Here is a 22055-nt window from a genome sequence, read left to right on the forward strand (position 1 = left end):
GATCTGTGCCAGATGGTTAACTTGTTGAAATAAAAGGAATTAGTTTGATTTTTGGTGATGGCTTTCGAGGTTTTGTCTCTTTATTGAGACTTCTATGACTGAGAGGACGCTTTCGCGGGCAAGCCCGCTCCGACAATTGAACGCATTCCCCTGTGGGAGCGGGCTTGCCCGCGATGCTTTTGATGTTGTCTTGATTTGGAGAACTGTGTCTCCTTATTGAGACTCTGCGATCCCCAGCGCAATCATTTTCTTGTAAAGCGTCGAACGGCCCAGTCCCAACCGCTCAGCCGCCTCAATCACCTTGCCCCCGCATTGCGCGAGGGTGGATTGAATCAACTGCCGGTCAAAACGCTCCCGGGCTTGACTGAAGGTCTCGTTGATTGCCGGTTCAGGCAAGGGTGCCAGCGTTCGCTCAACCGGTGTAAACGTTCCAATTGCAGAGCGAATGTCATCCGCCGTCAGCATCAAGTCATCGCTGAGCAACGCTGCCCGCTCCAGTACATTGCGCAGCTCGCGGATATTGCCTGGCCAGGCATGCTGACCCAGCAGCTCCAGCGCTTCGCGGTTCAGTTCATGTTGACTGCGCAGTTCTTCAAGAATCGCCTCACTGAGGGCCGGCAGATCGTCCAGTCGTTCACGCAGTGGCGGCACCTGAATTGGCAATACGTTGAGGCGGTAATACAAGTCGGCGCGGAATTCGCCACGCTTGATCGCCGCCTCCAGATCCGTCGAGGTCGCCGCAATCACCCGCACATCGCTCTGGATCACATCGTTGGAGCCTACAGGCTCGAATTCCTTTTCCTGCAGCACCCGCAGCAATTTGCTTTGCAGCGGCAACGGCATGTCGCCGATCTCGTCGAGAAACAGCGTCCCGCCCTGAGCAATCTGCAACTTGCCGGTGCGGCCCTTGCGGTCGGCGCCGGTGAAGGCGCCGGGCGCGGTGCCGAAGAACTCGGCCTCGAGCAGCGTCTCGGGAATCGCTGCGCTGTTGATGCTGACGAACGCCTTGTGCGCCCGAGGCGAAGCGCCGTGGATCGCTTGAGCCAGCAACTCCTTGCCGCTGCCGGTTTCGCCCAGCAACAGCACCGGCGACTCGGCACTGGCGCTGCGACGGGCACGGCGTTTGACTTCCAGGCTCGCAGCACTGGTGCCGATGAAGTGGGCGAAGTTGTATTTGGTCTGCCTTGCACGCAGCAGCGAACGGGTCGAGGCCAGTTCTTCCTGCATGCTCAGGTAGCGCTTGAGCATCGGCGACAGCGTGCGCAGTTCGTCGAACAGGGCAAAACCGATAGCACCGATCACCGCGCCGGCGTCGTCATGGATCGGCAGGCGCATCACCACCAGCGGTTCTTTCGGGGTGTCCTGCATGTCCAGCAGAATCGGCCGCCCGGTGCGCACCACTTCGCGCAGCAGGCTGCCGGGGATCACGCTTTCGCAAGGCTTGCCGATGGCCCCGGCGGCGGAGTCGAGCCCGAAGCGCCGAGCGTAGCGCTCGTTCATCCAGACGATGTTCGCGTCGCGGTCGACAATCACCGTGCCCTCACTGGATTGCTCGATGATCTCGAACAACGAACGGATCGCCAGGGCGCGAACCCGTTGGTAATCCTTGAGGCTTTCGGTGGTGTTCATGGCGGCGTCCATTGGCGTAAGTCAGGTGGCGCGATTATGCCTATCCCGGATGCGCCGCGGCCAACAGCTCTTTGGTATAGGGATGCTGCGGTGAATCGAACACGTCATGGCTGGCGCCGCTTTCGACCACCTTGCCATCCTTGATCACGATCATGTCGTGGGCCAGCGCCCGCACTACGGCCAGGTCATGACTGATGAACAGATACGTCAGGCCGTGTTTTTCCTGTAGCTGGCGGAGCAGGGCGACCACCTGTTTCTGCACGGTGCGATCCAGCGCCGAAGTCGGCTCATCGAGCAAGATCAGCGCCGGTTTGAGCACCAGTGCCCGGGCAATGGCAATGCGCTGACGCTGCCCGCCGGAAAACTCATGGGGGTAGCGGTGACGGCTTTCAGGGTCGAGGCCCACTTCCTTGAGCACGCGGATCACCTGGTCGTCGCACTCGTCGGCAGTGGACTGGCAATGCACCTCCAGCCCTTCGCTGATGATCTGCGCCACCGACATGCGCGGGCTGAGACTGCCGAACGGGTCCTGGAACACCACCTGCATCTGCCGGCGCCACGGCCGCATCTGTTTCTGGTCGAGACCGTCGAGTGCCGTGCCCTGGAAGCGAATGCTGCCCTTGGATTCGAGCAGCCGCAGGATCGCCTGACCGAGGGTAGACTTGCCCGAACCGGACTCGCCGACGATGCCCAGCGTCTTGCCGCGCTGGATGTTCAGGCTGATGCCGTCCACCGCGCGCAGGTATTGCTTGCGCTGGAACAGCCCGCCGCCGACCGTGAAATCAACCCGCAGGTCATCGACTTCGAGCACGTTTTCGCGTTCGTCCCGCGGGAGCGCTTCGCCTTCCGGTTCAGCGTTGAGCAACACGCAGCTGTAAGGGTGTTTCGGCTCGGTGAACAGGGTTTCGCACGGCGCCTGCTCGACGATCTCGCCGGCCTTCATCACGCACACCCGTTGGGCGATGCTGCGCACCAGATTGAGGTCGTGACTGATCAGCAGAAGCGACATGCCCAGGCGCCGTTGCAAGGATTTGAGCAGCAACAGAATCTTGCGCTGTACGGTCACATCGAGTGCGGTGGTTGGTTCGTCGGCGATCAGCAATTCCGGCTCGCAGGCCAGGGCCATCGCAATCATCACCCGCTGGCGCTGCCCGCCGGACAGCTGATGCGGATAAGCCTTCAGCCGTTCTTTCGGTTTCTGGATGCCCACCAGTTCCAGCAGTTCGAGGATCCGTGCCTGAGCCTCTTTGCCACCGAGGCCACGGTGCAGCAACAGGGTTTCGCCGATCTGCTTTTCAATCGTGTGTAACGGATTGAGCGAGGTCATCGGCTCCTGGAAAATCATGGCGATGCGGTTGCCTCGCAGATCGCGAAGGGTCTTGGGATCGGCGCCGACCAGTTCCTGTCCGCGATAACGAATACTGCCGGTCGTTCTGGCATCGGATTCGGGGAGCAGTTGCAGGATCGAGTGGGCCGTCACCGACTTGCCCGAACCAGACTCGCCGACCAGCGCCAGGCACTCGCCGGGGCGGATGTCCAGGCACAGGTTGCGCACCACGGTCTGGCCATGGAAGGCGACGCTGAGGTCACGGATTTCGATCAGATTGTCAGTCATATCAAGGGGCCGTTCATGAGCGCGGGTCAAAGGCATCGCGCAACGCTTCGCCGATGAATACCAACAGGGAAAGAATCAACGCCAGGGTGAAAAAAGCGGTCAAGCCGAGCCACGGCGCTTGCAGGTTCTGTTTGCCCTGACCGATCAACTCACCCAGTGACGCGCTGCCGGCGGGCATGCCGAAACCCAGGAAATCCAGCGCGGTCAGGGTCGAAATCGCCCCGGTCAGAATGAAGGGCAGGTAGCTCAGGGTCGCGTTCATTGCGTTGGGCAGGATGTGCCGGACAATCACTTTACGATCGCTCAAGCCCAAGGCTCGGGCAGCCTTGACGTACTCGAGATTGCGCCCGCGCAGGAACTCGGCGCGTACCACGTCCACCAACGCCAGCCAGGAAAACAGCGCCATGATCCCCAGCAGCCACCAGAAGTTCGGCTCGACGAATCCCGAAAGGATGATCAGCAGGTAAAGCACAGGCAACCCCGACCAGACCTCCAGCAAACGCTGGCCGAGCAGATCGACCCAGCCCCCGTAATAGCCCTGCAGGGCGCCGGCCGCTATGCCGATCAGAGCGCTGACGAAGGTCAGCATCAGGGCGAACAGGATCGACACCCGCGCGCCGAAGATCACCCGGGCCAGTACGTCGCGCGCCTGATCGTCGGTGCCCAGCCAGTTGACCGAAGTCGGCGGGCTCGGCGCCGGTTTGTTGAGGTCGTAATTCGGGGTGTCGTCACTGAACGGAATCGGCGGGAACAGCAGCCAGCCACCGTCCTTGCGGATCAGCTTCTGTACGTAATCGCTGCGGTAGTCGGCCTGGAATGGAAGTTGCCCGCCAAACTCCTGTTCGGTGTGGCGCTTGAATACCGGGAAATACCATTGGCCGTGATAACTGACGACCAATGGCTTGTCGTTGGCAATCAGTTCGCCGCCAAGGCTGAGCAGGAACAGACCGATAAACAGCCATAGCGACCACCAGCCCCGGCGGTTTTTCTTGAAGCGTTCGAAGCGGCGACGGCCCAGAGGCGAGAGCTTGAACATCAGGCGTTCCTCGCGGCGAAGTCGATGCGCGGGTCGACCAGCGTGTAGCACAGGTCGCCGATCAGTTTTATCAGCAGGCCGAACAGGGTGAAGATGAACAGCGAGCCGAACACCACCGGATAATCACGGGACACGGCCGCTTCGTAACTCATGCGCCCCAGACCGTCGAGAGAGAAGATCACTTCGATCAGCAACGAACCGGCGAAGAACACACTGATGAACGCCTGGGGAATGCCCGACACCACCAGCAGCATCGCGTTGCGGAAGACATGCCCATAGAGCACCCGGTTTTCGCTCAGGCCTTTGGCGCGCGCGGTGACCACGTATTGACGGGTGATTTCATTGAGGAACGAGTTCTTGGTGAGGATGGTCAGGGTGGCGAAACCGCCGATCACCAAGGCCGTGACCGGCAACACCAAGTGCCAGAAGTAGTCGGTGATCTTGCCCAGCGTCGACAGGGATTCGAAGTTGTCGGACACCAGCCCGCGCACCGGGAACCAGTTCAGCGAGGTGCCGCCGGCGAACACCACGATCAGGAACATCGCGAACAGGAATGCCGGCATGGCGTAGCCGATGATGATCGCCGTGCTGCTCCAGATATCGAAATGGCTGCCGTGGTGCACGGCTTTGCGGATGCCCAGCGGGATCGACACCAGATAAGTGATCAGCGTCGCCCACAGGCCAAGGGAAATGGTCACCGGCATTTTCTGCAGGATCAGGTCGGTGACCGTGGCGCCGCGGAAAAAGCTTTTGCCGAAATCCAGTTGCGCGTAATTCTTGAGCATCAGCCACAGGCGTTCATGGGCGGGTTTGTCGAAGCCGTACTGTTTTTCGATGTCCTTGATCAGCTGCGGATCGAGGCCGCGGCTGGCGCGGGAGGTGCCGCTCATGGTCTCGCTCGCACCGCCGCCGACGCTGGCGCCGCCGATGCCTTGCAGGTGGGCGATGGCCTGTTCCACCGGACCACCCGGCGCGGCCTGAATGATCACGAAGTTGACCAGCAGAATGATCACCAGCGTCGGGATGATCAGCAGCAGGCGCCGCAGTATGTAAGCCCACATCAGTGCGGCCCTCCGGGTCTGCCACGGCTGATCTTCTCGGCCGTCATCTGCTGATTGGTCAGCGGCGTGCTGCTGATTTCCCACCAGCTCTCGATCGCTTCGTTATTGCTCGCCTGCACGGTGGGAATGCCGAAACGGTTCCACCACACGGTGGACGTGCCCGGCGGGTAATAGTTGGGAATCCAGTAGTAGTTCCATTGCAGCACCCGATCCAGCGCATGGGCATAGCGCAGCATTTCAGGCTGGGTCGAGGCGCGGATCAGGCCGTTGATCAAGGTGTCGACCGCCGGGTTCTTCAGCACCATGTAGTTGTTGGCGCCGGGATCGTTGGCCGATGCCGAACCGAAGTAGTTCAACAGTTCGCCGCCGGGGGAGGTGGTGACCGGGTAGCCGGTGACGATCATGTCGTAGTCGCGGCTCATCAGGCGGTTGACGTACTGCGAGGAATCGATGCGACGGATGTCGAGGTTGATGCCGATCTGTTTCAGCGTGCGCTTGTAGGGCAGCAGCAGGCGATCCATGCCGTTCTGGCTGACCAGAAAGGTGAAACTCAGCGGCTCGCCGCGTTCGTTGACCAACTGGTCGCCATCGGGTTTCCAGCCGGCCTGTTCCAGCAGCTCCAGCGCTTGCAGTTGTTTGTCGCGGATAATGCCGCTGCCATCGGTCTTCGGTGCTTCGAAGACCCGGGTAAACACCTCGTCGGGAATCTGGCCGCGCAAGGGTTCGAGAATCTTCAGCTCGGCGGCATCCGGCAACTGCCGGGCGGCCAGATCTGTGTTGGAAAAGTAACTCTGCTGGCGGATGTACATATTGCGCATCATCTGCCGGTTGCTCCATTCGAAATCCCAGAGCATGGCCAGCGCCTGGCGTACCCGACGATCCTGGAACATCGGCTTTTGCAGGTTGAACACGAAGCCCTGTGCCGACTGCGGCGCTTCGGTGGCCAGATGAGCCTTTTGCAGACGACCGTCGCTCAGGGCCGGGCTCTCGTAGCCGATGGAGTAGCCGGTGGCGGAGAACTCACGGTTGTAGTCGTAGGCGCCGCCGCGCAGGACCTGGCGGGCGACGTCGGTGTCGCCGAAGTACTCGATGCTGAAGTGATCGAAGTTGTACAGGCCACGGCTGACCGGCAGGTCCTTGCCCCACCAGTCGGGATTGCGTTCAAAGGTGATGCTACGCCCGGAGTCGACCTTGCCGACCCGATACGGGCCGCTGCCCAGCGGCGGTTCATAGCCGCCACCGCCGGCGAAATCACGGGTCTTCCACCAATGCTCGGGAAATACCGGCAGGGTCGCGATGTCCAGCGGCAGGGTGCGGTTTTCGTTGCTCTTGAAATCGAAACGTACGGTGAGCGGGGCTTCGACTTCGACGCCTTTGACGTCGGCGAACTGGGTGCGATAACGCAGGCTGCCCTGGGTCATCAGCAAATCATAGGTGTAGCGCACGTCTTCGGCGGTGATCGGCTTGCCATCGGCGAAGCGGGCCTTGGGATTGATAAAGAAACGCAACGACAGGCCGTCATCCGAGCGTTCCATTTTCTGCGCCACGAGGCCGTATACGGTGTAGGGCTCGTCGAGCGAACGCTGGGCCAGCGGGGAATACAGCAGGCCGTCGATCTGGCTGACGCCGATACCTTTGTCGATATACGGCAGGACGTGGTCGAAGTGGCCGATCTCGATGGCCGAGCGGCGCATCGTCCCACCCTTGGGCGCCCGGGCGTTGGTGTAATCGAAGTGACTGAACCCGGGCGGGTACTTTGCCGGTTCGCCATAGACGGTCATTGCATGCTGCGGTGCGGCGTCCACACCGGTGATCCCCAGCAGCAGGGTTACGGCAGTGAACATCAATGTCGGGAAAGCCAGTCGCATTGTCAGCCTTAAAGCCGGGTAATCGATAAGCGCAATTTGTACGCGAGCGGCGCGCCGTTCGCCAGCGGTGTGGTGTAACCAAAACAAAACGGCCCGCCATCAGGCGGGCCGTTGCACAGCAGGTCGGGCTGAAAATCAGTCCTGACGGCTGGTGACTTCCAGCAGGTGGTAGCCGAACTGGGTCTTCACCGGGCCTTGTACGACGTTGATCGGCGCGCTGAACACTACGGTGTCGAATTCCTTGACCATCTGGCCAGGACCGAACGAACCCAGGTCGCCACCCTGACGGCTGGACGGGCAGGTGGAGTTGGCCTTGGCCACTTCGGCGAAATCGGCGCCACCTTCGATCTGGGCCTTGAGTTCGTTGCACTTGGCTTCGCTGGAAACCAGGATGTGGCGGGCAGTGGCTTTAGCCATGGTGAAACTCTCCAATCAAATCAGTAAAGGGGTGAGCCTACCGGATTCAGTGGCCGATTTCTCGGCAAAGTTCCATTCGCTCGTCTGATGCCGGTCGCTAGAGATTAGCGGCTTGCAAACGCAGAGCATGCTCCACGTAAAGTTCGATCGAGTCGTTCGCCACGGCGCGCTGTCCGGCTGCTCGTCGCAGAGTGCGCAAATGGTCGAGTGGGTAATCTGAACGGATCACCGTACCCAGGTGAGAGCTGAAGCGACCGACAAAACCGTCGTTCTGCGCGGGTTCTGTAATGAAGTATTCGGACAGGGCGCTGCAGATATCCTGTACGGGGTCGAGTGTCGGCCCGTCAAACTCCGGCACGACCCCGCTCCACGAGTAATAGCGAACGCCATTGACACACTCGGCACCTTGACCGCCCCAGACGTGTGGCAGGCCTTGCGGGTACCTGTCATTAAAGTTGCAGACTCCTTCCGTCGTCAGCGCACCCAGCGCCGCCAATGCGCTGTGTGGCAACGGCGTGCGCCCGCTGAGCAAGGACAGGAAGTCTGCAAACCGTGTCGCCACGTTCTGGGCCACGATTTCCGGCAGTCTTCCTGGTTTCAGCGCCTTGATCAGGAAGTCGGCCAGTTCCGAACCGTGGTTGGGCCCGCTGACCGACGTCACAGAGGCAACCCTGCCTGGGGCAAGCGCTGCAGCGTAGCGTGCTGTGAGTGCGCCCTGACTGTGACCAATCAGGTTGACTTTGCTCGCGCCTGTGCCCCTGAGCACGGAGCCGATTTGCGAAAGCAGCTGTTCCCCGCGAACTTCATTGTCATGGATTGCTGACAGATGAGGCACAAATACCTGGACGCCGACCGCCTTGAGCGCCTGCCTGACGTCATGGAACAGCTCGAAAGGGCCAATGCGCTCGAATCCGAACAGGCCATGCACCAGTAGAACGGGATGATTGGTTGTCGCATTTAGTAGCATTTTTCGTCCTTGATCGCAGAAGATCGTCGATGTTTTCTGCGTGCCACTCTAAAACAGTCGTGAGGCTTGGGATGCCTGAAGATTCGCCGTCATGCATCGGAAACTCGATCAATGTGTGTGTGAATTTTCACTTCTGTATGAAATCCACTTCGGAACATTTAGAAAGCTTTCGCCTCGTTGAAAGTATTTTTCCTTTCTTTGCCTACTTCCTTTGGTGCATTCGGCTCTGGCTTGAAGCGTGATGAGCTGACATCGGGTCAATGATGAAACGCTTTAAATAGAGACTCTTCGACACAGCGCTCAGGCGACGTGTCATTTCCAGGGAGTGGAGAGGCAACTGATGAAAGATGCGGAAACTACGGTTTTGCAAGAAAAGGACACAGGGATGGACGGTGAGGGTATTCGGTCGCTCGGGTTGTGTCGGGAGGGTGGTCGGGCTCTGCCGTTGCCGGCTCCCGCACTGGATTCCATTACAGGGGCGGTCATTGATCCGTCATTGAGCAGGGTTGTCGTCAGGATTGCGCCCTGGCCTGGAATGGCGTGCGGGGACCGGGTGGTTTTGAGTTGGCATGGTCTCGATATACAAGGTTTGCCATATCGGCACGACATTTCGCGATCCGTCAGTGAAGGGCAATTGGGCAAGGATATCGTTCTGATCGTACGGGACGCTCACATCGCTGCGCTGGACGGGGGGACTCTGGAAGTCTTCTGGACGTTGACCAGCGTCACGAGATCGGAGCCTGTCACTTCATTGCGTACACAGCTGGACGTTGGGGACATCCGTTACAGTCTGTTGCCAGCCATCGTCGAGGATGCCGTCGGAGGCAGTCTCGATCCGGCTCGCGTACCCTACGGAACGACTGCCATTCTTCAACCTTATGCAGGCATGAGTGCAGGCGATCGGGTGCAGTTGATCTGGCAGGGGCCTTCACCGGAGGCATCGTTTCGAGACGCGCTTATCGTTGAGTTCTTTGCTGTTGGTCAGCCTCTGGTGTTCGGGATCGCTCCTGAATTCATCGCCCCGCATTTTGGGGGCGAGGTGGTGATTCGCTACCGTATCGAGCAGAAGAGCGGAGCCGTACACGAGTCAGGTGTTACGCGAGTCAGCATTGCTCCATTGTTACGAGGTGAGCTGCCGGCTCCTCAGGTGCTTGAAGCGGATGATGGAGTGCTCAATGTGACGGATGCCATCGATGGTGTCAGCGTGCTGATAAGTGATGCGCGAGTCGAGGAGGGCGAGCTGGTTTATCTCAAGTGCGATGGCGAGTCGTTTTTTCACCGTGACGACCGAGAAATCATCAGCGGGATGGCCATGCAGTCTTTGGTGTTCATCGTGCCTTATCGGTTCTGGCGCGAGCACGTCAATACCGTCGTGCGGCTATCCTACTCGGTCGAGCGGCTGGACGACGTCAGTCAGCAGTCCGAGGTGATGTTGCTGCAAGTGCAGGCGTGATCATCTGTTGTGAACACTGCACCGCCCTCCGTGAGAACGCGCAGCGGAGGGCGGTGTTCACTGTCAGGCTGAGGCCTGTTTTCGCATGCGATGCGCTGCGTCCAGCAGCAACTGCCTGGTGGAATCGAACCCGAGGCAGGCATCGGTAATCGAAACTCCGTACCGAAGCGACTCGCTCAACGGCTGGCATCCTTCAAACAGGTGTGACTCAAGCATCATGCCGACCAGCGAGCGGTCGCCCTTCAAGCGTTGCTCCAGCACATCGTTGAACACGCCTGGCTGCCGGAGTGGGTCCTTGCCACTGTTGGCATGACTGCAATCAACCATCATCCGCTTCGGGATCTTCAGGCGGTTCAACTCGGCGTTGATTCTGGAAACGCTTTCGCGGTCGTAGTTCGGCCCTTGGTGGCCACCGCGCAGCACCAGATGTGTGTCTTGGTTGCCCGGGGTCTGGATGATTGCCGGGTGGCCCTGGCTGTCGACGCCGAAGTGACGATGGGGATGTGCTGCCGAACGCATCGCGTCAACGGCGACGGTCACGCCGCCATCGGTGCCGTTCTTGAAGCCGACCGGCATGCTCAGTCCACTGGCCATTTCCCGGTGGATCTGGGACTCGGTAGTACGGGCGCCAATGGCGACCCAGCTCAGCAAGTCATCGAAGTACCCGGCGGCCATGGGCTGCAGCAGTTCGGTGGCAATCGGAAGTCCGACGCGGATCATTTCGAGCATCAGTTCGCGCGACAGGGTGAGGCCTGCAGCCATGTCGTCGCTGCCATTCAGATGAGGGTCATAGGCAAGGCCTTTCCAACCGACGGTGGTGCGAGGTTTTTCGACGTAGGCACGTATCACCAGCAGCATGTCATCACGGACTTCTTCGGCCAGATGCGAAAGTTTGCTGGCGTATTCAAGCGCGGACTCAGGGTCGTGTATCGAGCAGGGGCCGACGATCACCAGCAAACGCGGGTCATGGCCATCGAGAATCGCGCGGACCGCCTGGCGGTGTGCAACGACTTGCTGGTTCAGCGCATTGCTCAGGGGCAATTGCTGTTTGAGTTGCAGCGAACTCGGCAGACGCAGGGTCAATGCTTCGTTGGCAGGGTTCAGGGTGGACAGTGGCAGAGCAGAAACGGACGAGTTCATATTCGGTCTTCCAGGGCGGAGGGCGGGGTCTTCCCGCTCAATCGGCCCTACTGGGGTGTTCGACAATTGGCCGGATTGGCTACGTGTGTTGGCTTGCCACCTGTGGGTGACCGATCGGAGGCGGCAGGCTGTCCCGAGCGGAGGCTGGTAAATCGCCAGGCGGTAAAACTGTCGTAACGGTAATAAGTGGCGTAGTTCATTGGTTGAATCCTCAAAGTGTCTGGTGTGTTGCTGAAAAAAGTTCGGGCCTGAAAAAACAAAACCCCCGGTCGGGAGGCCGACCGGGGGTTGAGAAATCTCTGGTAGGCGACCCGTTCAAATGGGCGCCGGTTGGGTATCAGGCGCGCCAGTGGCTAAACCAATACCCAAAATAAAAGCTTGCTGGAGCCGAGGCACCGTTCACCCGGACAGCCGCAACCGAGCGCGAGGCGCTGCTGGTATGGAGCTGTGAAAGGGCGTTGAACATGAGCTGTCTCCGATGAATGCGCCGAGCTTACTAGAGGCTGCTGCGCATCAGCAATCAGAAAATGCTATCGGAGTAGTAAGAAGGACTTTATGGGTTGAGCGCTCGCCTGGTTGTGCCACACTCTGCTTTTGACGCGTATCGAGGCGGGAATGAGTTTTGAATTGCGCCAGGCAACGGCCGCCGACCTGTCGTTTGTGCGAGAGCTGACTTGCCGAAACATGCTCCGCTACTACATTCACTATGACTTGCTGTGGCAGGACGAGGCGTTCGATGTCGCCTGGGCCGGGCGCGACAACTGGTTGATCCTTCAGGAAGGCGAATTGACGGGGTATTTCAGTCTCAGTCGTGATGCTCGGGCCGTGTATATCCGCGAATTGCAGATCGTCGAAAGCGCTCAAGGCCAGGGCGCGGGATCCTGGGCGATCGATCAGGTTAGTGCGATGGCCCGGCTGGAGCGCAGGCCGGCGCTGCGCCTGACGGTATTCAAAAACAATCCGGCGCAAAACCTTTATCGAAGAAAAGGAATGTTGGTGCAGGGCGAGGACGAGTGTTTCCTGCGAATGCAGCTCGATTTGAGTACACCTGTGCTCTGAAACCCACGGCCGGCAAGCCCCCGATGAAGAATTGAAACTTTTTATATGTCGCTTGCCGCTAGGTCTGCCCGGCACTTTTTGCTAAGGTGTCCGGCATCCCAATAAGACCATATCGCGAGGTGTCTGCTTGATTAGGGTGCTAGTGGTCGACGACCATGATCTCGTTCGTACAGGCATTACACGTATGCTGGCCGACATCGATGGCCTGCAGGTAGTGGGCCAGGCCGAGTCCGGGGAAGAATCCCTCATCAAGGCTCGTGAGTTGAAGCCCGACGTGGTGCTGATGGACGTCAAGATGCCGGGCATCGGCGGCCTCGAAGCCACGCGCAAACTGTTGCGAAGTCATCCCGACATCAAAGTGGTCGCTGTCACCGTGTGTGAGGAAGATCCGTTTCCTACACGGTTGTTGCAGGCTGGCGCGGCGGGTTATCTGACGAAGGGTGCCGGATTGCCGGAAATGGTTCAGGCCATTCGCCTGGTGTTTGCCGGCCAGCGCTACATCAGCCCGCAAATTGCCCAGCAATTGGCGATCAAATCCTTCCAGCCCACCAACGACTCACCGTTCGATGCGTTGTCGGAGCGGGAGATCCAGATTGCGTTGATGATTGTCGGCTGTCAGAAGGTTCAGATCATTTCCGACAAATTGTGCCTGTCGCCGAAAACCGTTAACACCTACCGCTACCGCATATTCGAGAAGCTCTCGATCAGCAGCGATGTCGAACTGACGCTTCTTGCGGTTCGTCACGGCATGGTTGATGCCAGCCTCTGATCATGACTGAAACCTTCGATTCAGGCGCCTTTCTGTCAACCGTCAGCGGGCGTCCCGGCGTGTATCGCATGTTCGACAGCGATGCGCGTCTGCTGTACGTCGGCAAGGCGAAGAACCTCAAAAAACGTCTGGCCAGCTACTTCCGCAAGACCGGCCTTGCGCCGAAAACCGCAGCACTGGTCGGGCGTATCGCCCAGGTCGAAACCACCATCACGTCCAACGAGACAGAGGCGTTGCTGCTCGAGCAAACTCTCATCAAGGAGTGGCGGCCGCCGTACAACATCCTGTTGCGCGACGATAAATCCTATCCCTATGTCTTTTTGTCTGACGGGCAATTTCCGCGCCTGAGCATTCATCGCGGGGCCAAGAAGGCCAAGGGCAAGTATTTCGGTCCCTATCCGAGTGCCGGGGCTATTCGCGAAAGCCTCAGCCTTTTGCAGAAGACTTTTTTCGTGCGTCAGTGCGAGGACAGTTACTACAAGAACCGGACCCGTCCGTGCCTGCAATATCAGATCAAGCGTTGCAAGGCGCCTTGTGTCGGACTCGTCGAGCCTGAGGTTTACGCCGAGGATGTGCGTCACTCGGTGATGTTCCTCGAAGGACGCAGCCATGCGTTGACCAATGAACTGTCGACGGCGATGGAAGAGGCTGCAATCAACCTGGAATTCGAACGCGCCGCCGAACTGCGCGACCAGATTGCCTTGCTGCGGCGGGTGCAGGATCAACAGAGCATGGAAGGCGGAACGGGCGATATCGATGTGATCGCCGCGTTCGTCAATCCGGGTGGCGCCTGTGTCCATCTGATCAGCGTGCGTGGAGGGCGGGTGCTTGGCAGCAAGAATTTCTTCCCGCAAGTCGGGATTGAAGAGGAAGTGGCCGAGGTCATGGCCGCTTTCCTCGGGCAATATTTCATCAGTAGCCCGGAGCGCGATTTGCCGAGCGAACTGATCGTCAACGTCGTGCACGAAGACTTCCCTGCACTGATCGAGGCCATTCAGGCGCTGCGCGGGCGTGAATTGAGCATCAGTCATCGGGTGCGCGGAACACGGGCGCGCTGGCAGCAACTGGCCGTGACCAATGCCGAACAGGCGCTGGGTGCGCGGCTGGCCAATCGTCAGCATGTTGCCGCACGTTTCGAAGCGCTGGCTGAAGTGTTGAACCTCGATGAGCCGCCACAACGGCTGGAGTGCTATGACATCAGTCACTCCAGCGGTGAAGCCACGGTTGCGTCCTGTGTGGTGTTCGGCCCGGAAGGGGCGATCAAGTCGGATTACCGTCGTTACAACATCGAAGGTGTGACCGCCGGCGACGATTACGCCGCCATGCATCAGGCCCTGACCCGACGCTTCAGCAAGCTGAAAGAAGGCGAGGGCAAACTGCCGGACATCCTGTTGGTGGACGGCGGCAAGGGGCAGCTGTCGATGGCGCGTGATGTGCTCAACGAACTGGCGGTTCCGGATCTGATCTTGCTGGGGGTCGCGAAAGGCGCCACGCGCAAGGCGGGATTCGAGACTTTGTATCTAAATGATGCGGCAAACGAGTTCACCTTGCGGGGGGATTCGCCGGCGCTGCACCTGATCCAGCAGATTCGTGACGAAGCCCACCGCTTTGCAATTACAGGCCACCGTGCACGACGCGGCAAGACCCGCCGCACGTCAACGCTGGAAGGTGTGGCAGGCGTCGGGCCGACCCGGCGTCGGGACTTGTTGAAACATTTTGGTGGATTGCAGGAGCTGTCTCGTGCAAGCATCGAAGAGATCGCCAAAGCACCGGGGATCAGCAAAAAGCTAGCAGAGTCGATTTATGCAAACCTGCATAGTGAGTAGAATGCCCATTCACCTCGTAGCCAGTTGTGCCGATGAATATCCCTAATCTGATTACCGTTCTCCGCGTCCTGCTCATCCCGATCTTCATTCTGTTGTTCTATCTGCCTTACCAATGGAGCTATCTGGCCTCAAGTTCGGTATTCGCCTTTGCGGCGGCAACGGACTGGCTTGACGGCTATCTTGCGCGACGTCTGGAGCAAAGCACGCCGTTTGGTGCGTTTCTGGATCCCGTCGCTGACAAACTGATGGTGGCTGTTGCCCTGGTGTTGCTGGTGCAAGAACATGGCAACCTTTGGCTCACACTGCCGGCCGCTGTCATCATCGGTCGCGAGATTGTTGTCTCGGCGCTGCGTGAGTGGATGGCCGAACTCGGTGCACGGGCCCATGTGGCCGTGTCGAATCTGGGCAAGTGGAAAACTGCTGCGCAAATGCTTGCACTGGTGATCCTCCTGGCCAATCCCAAGGTTTTCAGTTTCTGGGTTGTCATCGGTTACGCGTTACTGATGGTGTCTGCAGGCCTGACCTTGTGGTCGATGGTTCAATACCTTCGGGCTGCCTGGCCACATCTGAAGACTGATGTTGAAAAGAAATAAAACTTTTTTGAATCAAAGGGTTGACGGGGCATCTGGAATCTATAGAATGCGCCACACCAAGCGGGAATAGCTCAGTTGGTAGAGCACGACCTTGCCAAGGTCGGGGTCGCGAGTTCGAGTCTCGTTTCCCGCTCCAATTTGTACAACATTTGTTGTTGCGCTACTGACAGCAAATGTTTTGAGGCCGAGTAGCAAAATGGTTATGCAGCGGATTGCAAATCCGCCTACGCCGGTTCGATTCCGACCTCGGCCTCCACTATAAACAAGCTCCGTAGATCCATGATTTACGGAGCTTTTTTATTTGCGTTGCACGGAAAGATTTAGTCTTTGAAACGGCAACTGCAAACTTGCTTCACCGGGAAGTGATGTATATATTTCCCCCTCTGCCGCCGACATGCAGTTCCTGTCAGGACTGCGAATCGTCATCAGAGCCAAGCAACACCGCGCTACCGCCCGAATGGCGAAACTGGTAGACGCATGGGACTTAAAATCCCCCGCTCGTAAGGGCGTGCCGGTTCGATTCCGGCTTCGGGCACCATCTAAAATCAAGGGTTTGCGAGCGAAAGCTGATGCAAACCCTTGTTTGTTTCCGGGTCGCAATTTTGACAGCGGTCCGCAATTCGCTTCGTTGGCATCACTTTCTTGCCCTCGCGATTCCGGATGTACTACTCGGTCACCACAACGGTGGTATGTCCAAATTGATCTTTGGTCTGCATGATATCGCCACTCGATTCCGCCTTGTCAGTGCCAGCCTAGGTGCGCAGGTCACGCATTTGGAACTCGACCTTTTCAACTCCAGCGGCATCGCGGGCCACATCAAAGCTCCTCCGTAACATCGCCTCCATCTCGGAGTGCCACCTTCCGACACGATCAGCCGTTTCGAACGGACCTTGTGCCCAGCCTTCCGGGCCATGATTCGAACATACAAAACTTTCAGCTCACCAATTACCCATTTGGCGCGTGCGTAGGCTTTCGTACTTATAGCTGAAAGCATCGATTTCGTGATGCATCACCAGCAACTTGGCCATGAGCGTGTTCAGTGAATGGTGAATTTTTGCATCGAGCATATGGGGTCCTTACCGCTATAGCGGCTATCAAATTCAAGGGAGGAAGAAGCCCTGGTTGGATCTGTATCGACAGCCGTCCATTCAGGAACTACCGTGATTGAAAGCTGCCGGAGCCAACGAATCATGTTCAGCAAATATCCAAATCAAAAGCTGGGTAGGAGGCTGTTTTTTTCGCTGTGGATTCTGATGCTGGTAGTAGCGGTTGTGGCTATTTTCACGGCTGACTGGATGAGTGCATCTTTGATACTTCTGGTCTCGAGCGTTTTCTTCATACCCGCGTTTATCCTCAGCGAAGAAGCCTTTGCGCGCCTTGTAAGTGCTCTAGCGAAGGTGAGCTTCCTGGCACCTCTGGTTCGCTTTCTTGGTGGTTGACCTTAAAAGGCAAGAGGTTGCTGGTATTTGTTGCTGATGCCCCCGGCGAAGTCTTCGAGCTCTTCTGCCATGCCGTACATCCTGTGGGGTTTGCCAGGTGAAATAAAACAAGTAAGCCGGGTTATTCCATGTCGGGGCCTGAATCGTAACGGCATTCAGCGAACAGCAAAAAAAAGGCCGATTCAATCGGCCCTTTTTTTGTTCAGACGAAGGCTTGCCCGGTAAATCCTCTAGGCAAACGCTGAAGTCCGGCCATCGCGGTCAACCGCTCGATCCACTCGGAACGCCAGTCGGACGCCGTGTGCGCATCCTTTGAATGGCGAGCCGCGCGCCGCGCTGCGTTGCGCTGGTCTTTGCGCGCATCCTTGAACGCGTCAGTATTGCGGCAACTGCGGCACTTCACTCGATTGAGTTCGCTGCTGGCGGAGAGGTTGTTGCCCTTGTGCCCGCAGGCCAGGTGCCCGTCGACTTTGAAATGAATGACCATAAGACGCCTCCTTGGTGACGTGTAAAGGTATTGACCTCTCACGACCAAGGGCGTTCTTTTTTCGTGCACCGTGGATCGATGACCTACCTGAAACGTGGCAACGGCCGGTCGATCGGTTTGAGCGATGACAGGGTGCTGCGAATCAGCGGGGTATCTTTTTCGATATCGTTCAGCCGGTCGCGGATGCGCAGGGCGGTGGGGTGCCCGCCTTGATGGTCGACCCAGTCGGCGATCTCTTTGCAGGCCGCGGCGAGGCGTGCTTCGCGGGCATCGAGCAAGGTGAGGAGAGTGGTGATGGACTCTCTTTCGGACATGGAACACCTCCGTTCATTAATCCGCTCGGTGGCAGCAAAAAGCCCGCGATGGGCGAGCTTTCTGCCGTTGGGGCGCTGCTCCTTCAGCTGGTTTGAGTATAGACCCGTAAATGACAGCTATCAGCCCGATGACTCAGGGGCGGTCACTCGCGAGCTGGCGACGTTGAGCCGATGACATTCCTTGCGGGCGTCTTCTTCCCGGTCGTAGCCGTCGCCGATGAAACCGCCGGTTCGTGTGTCGCAGATGCGATACCAGCCCAGGGCTTCGGCGGGCTCATGGAGAGTTTCTCCGGCGCGCCGGCCGTGGATGACGATCTTGTTGCAGCGCTTCACGACGAATATGTCTTCCATGGCGTCACCGCGGCTGATTCGTACCAGATCAACTATAGAAGCCCTGAGCAATCGTGCAAAAAATAGCCAAGTCAGTTCGTCGGGTGCAGTTGCCAGCCTGATGGGGGCCGGCGCAGGTGGTGGGTCGGATTCAATGCCTCAAGGAAGTCCTGATCGTGGGAAACGGCGATTATGGCGCCCGGAAATGTCTGTAATGCCCGTTCGAACGCTTCCACCGACGGCAGATCCAGATGGTTGGTCGGCTCATCCAGCAGCAACAGCTGCGCAGGATCCGTTCGCCACAAGGTCAGCGCCAGTGCGGCTTTCAGGCGCTCGCCACCGCTCAACGAAGCGCAAGGGGCCGTGGCGCGGCTCGCATCCAGCTGCAAGTGCGCGAGATAGCTGCGCAGGGTGCCCTCGGTCAGTGCAGTACCTTGCATCATCAGCTGTTCGGTAATGGAGCGCTGATCGTTTAGTTGGGCCAGTTGCTGATCCAGGAATGCGAAGGGCACGTGAGTCGCGGCGGTTCCATCGACGGGCATCAGTTCCCCGGCGAGCACTTTCAACAGCGTTGATTTGCCGCAGCCGTTGGGCCCGCTGACAGCGATCCGCATCGGGCCATGGATCGTCAGATTCAGTGCATCGCTCGACAGCCAGGGCAGCCGAGCGTCAATCAACGTACAGATCTGGCGGTTGTTCGGCACCGCGCTGGCAGGCAAGTTAATCAGCACGCCGTCCTCGGGCTGCACCTTGGCGTAAGCTTCGCGCACCTGGGCATCCAGTTCGGACTTGCGGGCCTGATGGCCCCGACGGACATGCCCCATGATCTCCCGGGCGGCGCCCTTGATCGCCACGTATTCGAAACTGGCAATGTTGGCGGTTTCGGCGTTGCGTCGAGAGTTGGCAGCGTGTCGCTGTATCGTGTCGTGCTCGCGTCGTAGCCGAATCCGCTCGCGCTGACGTTCGCTTCTGGCGTGGTCGAGACGTGCTTGCGCCGCGGCTTGATGAATTCGCTGATGTTCGCGGAATGCCGAGTAATTGCCGCCGAATTCTATTGCACCCGATGCGCTCAACTCGACGATCCGCTGCATCCGGTCGAGCAATTGCCGATCATGGCTGACGACGATCAAACCGGTGTGCCAGCGTTCCAATGAGTTCATCAGCCATTTCCGTCCTGATGTATCCAGATGGTTGGTCGGTTCATCCAGAATCAGTAACGACGCACGACTCAACAATGCCCCAATCAGGGCAACACGTGCTTGCTGGCCGCCACTGAGTTTGCCAGTCTCGTCGGTGAAAGAAATTTCTGTCAGCCCGGCGTCATCGAGCAGGCGGCGCAGTCGGTCCGCCAGATCCCATTGTTCGCCAATGAGATCGAAATCCTCGACTGATCCGCAACCCCGGTTCATTCGCTCCAGCGCCTGAAGAATCGCGGCGCTGCCGGTGGACTCGGCGACCGTCTCGCCGGGTGTCGCGACAAAGGTTTGCGCCACGTAGGTTGGCGCCACGGTACGCGTCACGCTGCCGCTGGTGGGTTGCCATACTCCGGCGATCAGACGCGCCAAAATGCTTTTGCCAACGCCGTTGCGCCCGACAATGGCGGTCGGGGTGTGATCGAATTTCAGATTGAGTGCAGTGAAAATCGTCTCGCCATTGGCGAACTGAAAACCCAGTTGATTCAGGGAGACGAGAGCAGGCGTACGCGAGACGTGAGTCATCGGCACCTCCAAAAAATGTCGTGAACACTGACAAGCGCCATGAGCGGCGTGTCGCGATTACATTTTTGAAGGCTTAGTTGTTCACTTCTGCGGTCATCCCGAGGAGGTAGGAAGGCGTAGCCTAGTCGAGACGGCCGAAGGCTTCAAGGCGTGTCTGCCTGCTCGACCATCCGTTCAAGAAACAGCGCCAGTGCGACTTCTTCCTTGCGCAGGCCCTTGCGGATGCGCGGTTTCGGCAACTCGGCCAAGGCGCCGAGCATGAAATGCTCGACCACCGCCGGGTGGATGTAGCACTTTCGACAGACCGCCGGCGTGTTGCCCAGTTGGCGGGCGACGCCTTTCACCATCTCGACCACATGCCGCTTGGCCTCGGTTTCGGACTCCCATTGCAGCTCCCGCAGAACCGCCAAAGCGAGGGCGCTGCCGGCCCAGGTCCGGTAATCCTTGGCAGTGAAGTCCGCACCGGTCAGGTTTTGCAGGTAGGCGTTGACGTCGGAAGAGCTGACGCTGTGCCGCTCGCCGTTTTCATCCAGATACTGAAACAGGTTCTGCCCCGGTATCTCAAGGCAGCGCTTGATGATTCGCGCCAGACGTCGGTCCTTCACCGTAATCTGATGTTCGATGCCGCTCTTGCCGCGAAACTGGAACAGGATCGCGCTGCCGTTGACCTCGACATGCCGGCTGCGCAGGGTGGTCAGGCCGTAGGAGCGATTGTCTCGCGCGTATTGCGTGTTGCCGACGCGGATCAGCGTGGCGTCGAGCAGCGTGATGACCGTCGCCATGACTTTGTCGCGACTGAAGCCCGGTGAGGCCAGCAGCGCTTCCAGCTGTTTACGCAGTTTGGGCAGCGCCAGACCAAATTCACGAAGACGCGAATACTTGTCCGCGTCGCGCACTTCGCGCCAGCGAGCGTGATAGCGATATTGCTTGCGCCCACGGGCATCGCGGCCGGTGGCTTGCAGATGGCCGCGCGGGTCGGCGCAGATCCAAACGTCGACGTAGGCCGGTGGAACGGCCAGTGCGTTGATGCGTTTGATCTCATCAGGGTCGGTGATGCGCTGGCCAGCGGGGTCGAAGTAGGCGAATTTTCCGCGCAGTTTTTTGCGGGTAATACCGGGCTGCGTGTCATCGACGTAATGCAGGTCCGAAGGCAACACTTCGGTGAGCGCAGTATCGGGCATGGCGGACTTCCTTCGCGGCAAATCAGGCTGTTAAAGCCATTGACCGCACGCCATGACGGTCGTGCCCGCGGATTTACGCCAACACCGCGACGGCCTTGATCTGGGCCCACAATGACTGGCCCGGATGCACGCCAAGCTGATCCCGCGAGTAGCGAGTGATGCGCGCCAGCAACGGTGTCCCGCCGGCATCGAGGCGAATGAGCACGTGGGCGGCGTTATCGGCCGGCTGCTCGCTGACGACCGTGACTGGCAGGCGATTGAGGATGCTGCTGAATTCGCTGTTTTGCAGGGTCAGGCTGATGTCGCGTGCGTGAACCTTGCAACGCAGTCTCTGGCCGGTCGTCATCGGCGCGTGGGTCACGCGGATATTCAGTGACGAGTCCGGCAGTTGCAGGGTGAGCAATTGATAGTCGGCATCGTAGCCGCTGACCTGGCCTTCAATGATCACGCCGGCGTCGTTGTCCATGGCCAGGGGCAGGTCGAGTCGCGCCAGTGTTTCGCCAATCGGTCCGCAGGCCAGCGCTTTGCCGTCGCTGAGCAGCACCAGATGATCGGCAAGCCTGGCCACTTCGTCCTGAGCGTGGCTGACATACAGCACCGGGATTTCCAGTTCGTCGTGCAGGCGTTGCAGGTAGGGCAGGATTTCGCTTTTGCGCTGACTGTCGAGGGCTGCCAAGGGCTCATCCATCAGCAGCAGTCGGGGGCTGGTCAACAGCGCCCGGGCGATGCCGACACGCTGACGCTCACCGCCGGACAAGTGCTGCGGGTGACGATCGAGCAAGTGGCCGATCCCCAACAGTTCGGTGGCTTGAGTCATATCGACCCGACGCTGCGCCTTGGCAATGCGCTTGAGGCCGAACTGCAGATTGGCCAGCACCGACAGATGCGCAAACAGGCTGGCTTCCTGAAACACATAGCCGAGCGCGCGTTTGTGCGGCGGCACGAAAATGCCTTTCTCGCTGTCCTGCCAGACCTCGTCATTGATGCGGATAAACGCCTGCGGCGCGCGTTCGAGCCCGGCAATGCAGCGCAGGCACGTGGTCTTGCCCGAGCCGGACTGACCGAACAGCGCCGTCACGCTGCGACCGGGCAGCTGCAGATCAACGTCGAGGCTGAAGCCCGACCAGGCCAGTTTCAGGCGTGCATTAATCAC

The 22055-nt window shown here is 59.0% G+C and carries 21 protein-coding genes, 3 tRNA genes and 1 pseudogene; 9 read left to right on the forward strand and 16 right to left on the reverse strand.

Features of this window, described 5'->3' with window-relative positions; all coding sequences use genetic code 11:
- Positions 1-213: 213 nt before the first annotated feature.
- From JKA62_RS14905 to JKA62_RS14935, 7 genes are all read right to left on the reverse strand, one after another.
- Positions 214-1629, reverse strand: a complete 1416-nt coding sequence (locus JKA62_RS14905) for a sigma-54 interaction domain-containing protein (protein WP_201818434.1) — start codon at positions 1627-1629, stop codon at positions 214-216.
- A 40-nt stretch (positions 1630-1669) separates the two neighbouring features.
- Positions 1670-3244, reverse strand: a complete 1575-nt coding sequence (locus JKA62_RS14910; RefSeq protein WP_201818435.1) for an ABC transporter ATP-binding protein — start codon at positions 3242-3244, stop codon at positions 1670-1672.
- Positions 3245-3257: 13 nt separating this feature from the next.
- A complete protein-coding gene (locus JKA62_RS14915) occupies positions 3258-4280 on the reverse strand; it encodes an ABC transporter permease (protein WP_201818436.1) in 1023 nt (340 codons plus the stop codon).
- A complete protein-coding gene (locus tag JKA62_RS14920) occupies positions 4280-5341 on the reverse strand; it encodes a microcin C ABC transporter permease YejB (RefSeq protein WP_007952064.1) in 1062 nt (353 codons plus the stop codon). Before JKA62_RS14920 ends, JKA62_RS14915 begins: the two co-directional genes overlap by 1 nt.
- A complete protein-coding gene (locus JKA62_RS14925) occupies positions 5341-7209 on the reverse strand; it encodes an extracellular solute-binding protein (protein WP_201818437.1) in 1869 nt (622 codons plus the stop codon). Before JKA62_RS14925 ends, JKA62_RS14920 begins: the two co-directional genes overlap by 1 nt.
- Positions 7210-7344: 135 nt before the next feature.
- Positions 7345-7626, reverse strand: a complete 282-nt coding sequence (locus tag JKA62_RS14930; RefSeq protein ID WP_007952068.1) for a peptidylprolyl isomerase — start codon at positions 7624-7626, stop codon at positions 7345-7347.
- Positions 7627-7723: 97 nt separating this feature from the next.
- On the reverse strand, positions 7724-8593 hold the full coding sequence (locus tag JKA62_RS14935) for an esterase/lipase family protein (RefSeq protein WP_201818438.1): 870 nt from the start codon (positions 8591-8593) through the stop codon (positions 7724-7726).
- 340 nt (positions 8594-8933) lie between these two features.
- Between JKA62_RS14935 and JKA62_RS14940 the strand changes: the two genes are divergently transcribed.
- Positions 8934-10046, forward strand: a complete 1113-nt coding sequence (locus JKA62_RS14940; protein WP_236676554.1) for a hypothetical protein — start codon at positions 8934-8936, stop codon at positions 10044-10046.
- Positions 10047-10109: 63 nt separating this feature from the next.
- Here the strand turns inward: JKA62_RS14940 and JKA62_RS14945 are convergent, their stop codons facing one another.
- Positions 10110-11186 (reverse strand): 3-deoxy-7-phosphoheptulonate synthase, encoded by a 1077-nt coding sequence (locus JKA62_RS14945; protein ID WP_201818439.1) that lies wholly within the window; start codon positions 11184-11186, stop codon positions 10110-10112.
- 615 nt (positions 11187-11801) lie between these two features.
- On the opposite strand from JKA62_RS14945, the gene JKA62_RS14950 reads away from it, so the two are divergent.
- From JKA62_RS14950 to JKA62_RS14980, 7 genes are all read left to right on the forward strand, one after another.
- Entirely contained in the window at positions 11802-12245 is a 444-nt protein-coding gene (locus JKA62_RS14950) for a GNAT family N-acetyltransferase (RefSeq protein WP_201818441.1), read from the forward strand.
- Positions 12246-12372: 127 nt separating this feature from the next.
- Entirely contained in the window at positions 12373-13014 is a 642-nt protein-coding gene (gene gacA / locus JKA62_RS14955) for a response regulator transcription factor GacA (protein ID WP_032829778.1), read from the forward strand.
- A 2-nt stretch (positions 13015-13016) separates the two neighbouring features.
- Positions 13017-14840 (forward strand): excinuclease ABC subunit UvrC, encoded by a 1824-nt coding sequence (gene uvrC, locus JKA62_RS14960; RefSeq protein ID WP_201818442.1) that lies wholly within the window; start codon positions 13017-13019, stop codon positions 14838-14840.
- Between the two features lie 32 nt (positions 14841-14872).
- The gene (gene pgsA, locus JKA62_RS14965; protein WP_007958898.1) at positions 14873-15433 is read left to right on the forward strand and encodes a CDP-diacylglycerol--glycerol-3-phosphate 3-phosphatidyltransferase; all 561 of its coding nucleotides are present in this window, start codon (positions 14873-14875) and stop codon (positions 15431-15433) included.
- 60 nt (positions 15434-15493) lie between these two features.
- A tRNA-Gly gene (locus JKA62_RS14970) sits at positions 15494-15569 on the forward strand.
- Positions 15570-15615: 46 nt separating this feature from the next.
- A tRNA-Cys gene (locus JKA62_RS14975) sits at positions 15616-15689 on the forward strand.
- A 195-nt stretch (positions 15690-15884) separates the two neighbouring features.
- Positions 15885-15971 (forward strand) — tRNA-Leu (locus tag JKA62_RS14980).
- A gap of 127 nt (positions 15972-16098) precedes the next feature.
- On the opposite strand, the pseudogene JKA62_RS29240 reads toward JKA62_RS14980, so the two are convergent.
- Both JKA62_RS29240 and JKA62_RS29030 read right to left on the reverse strand, forming a co-directional pair.
- Positions 16099-16382, reverse strand: a pseudogene (locus JKA62_RS29240) (integrase); the annotation flags it as partial.
- Positions 16372-16500, reverse strand: a complete 129-nt coding sequence (locus JKA62_RS29030; RefSeq protein ID WP_269117473.1) for a hypothetical protein — start codon at positions 16498-16500, stop codon at positions 16372-16374. The pseudogene JKA62_RS29240 and the gene JKA62_RS29030, both read right to left, overlap by 11 nt.
- Before the next feature lie 123 nt (positions 16501-16623).
- Between JKA62_RS29030 and JKA62_RS14990 the strand changes: the two genes are divergently transcribed.
- Positions 16624-16872, forward strand: a complete 249-nt coding sequence (locus JKA62_RS14990) for a hypothetical protein (RefSeq protein ID WP_201818444.1) — start codon at positions 16624-16626, stop codon at positions 16870-16872.
- 202 nt (positions 16873-17074) lie between these two features.
- On the opposite strand, the gene JKA62_RS14995 is transcribed toward JKA62_RS14990, so the two are convergent.
- The 6 genes from JKA62_RS14995 to modC all read right to left on the reverse strand — a co-directional run bounded on the left by JKA62_RS14995 (position 17075) and on the right by modC (position 22055).
- Positions 17075-17359: a hypothetical protein gene (locus JKA62_RS14995; protein ID WP_201818446.1), complete on the reverse strand. Its 285-nt coding sequence runs from the start codon at positions 17357-17359 to the stop codon at positions 17075-17077.
- 83 nt (positions 17360-17442) lie between these two features.
- Positions 17443-17673, reverse strand: a complete 231-nt coding sequence (locus tag JKA62_RS15000) for a hypothetical protein (protein ID WP_007958902.1) — start codon at positions 17671-17673, stop codon at positions 17443-17445.
- 120 nt (positions 17674-17793) lie between these two features.
- On the reverse strand, positions 17794-18024 hold the full coding sequence (locus JKA62_RS15005; protein WP_011334349.1) for a hypothetical protein: 231 nt from the start codon (positions 18022-18024) through the stop codon (positions 17794-17796).
- A gap of 71 nt (positions 18025-18095) precedes the next feature.
- Positions 18096-19721 (reverse strand): ABC-F family ATP-binding cassette domain-containing protein, encoded by a 1626-nt coding sequence (locus JKA62_RS15010; RefSeq protein ID WP_201818448.1) that lies wholly within the window; start codon positions 19719-19721, stop codon positions 18096-18098.
- A gap of 143 nt (positions 19722-19864) precedes the next feature.
- Positions 19865-20902, reverse strand: a complete 1038-nt coding sequence (locus JKA62_RS15015) for a DNA topoisomerase IB (RefSeq protein ID WP_201818450.1) — start codon at positions 20900-20902, stop codon at positions 19865-19867.
- A gap of 73 nt (positions 20903-20975) precedes the next feature.
- Positions 20976-22055: a molybdenum ABC transporter ATP-binding protein gene (gene modC, locus JKA62_RS15020; RefSeq protein ID WP_011334346.1), complete on the reverse strand. Its 1080-nt coding sequence runs from the start codon at positions 22053-22055 to the stop codon at positions 20976-20978.

The sequence above is a fragment of the Pseudomonas sp. B7 genome, from assembly GCF_016735645.1.
Taxonomy (GTDB): Bacteria; Pseudomonadota; Gammaproteobacteria; order Pseudomonadales; family Pseudomonadaceae; genus Aquipseudomonas; species Aquipseudomonas glycinae.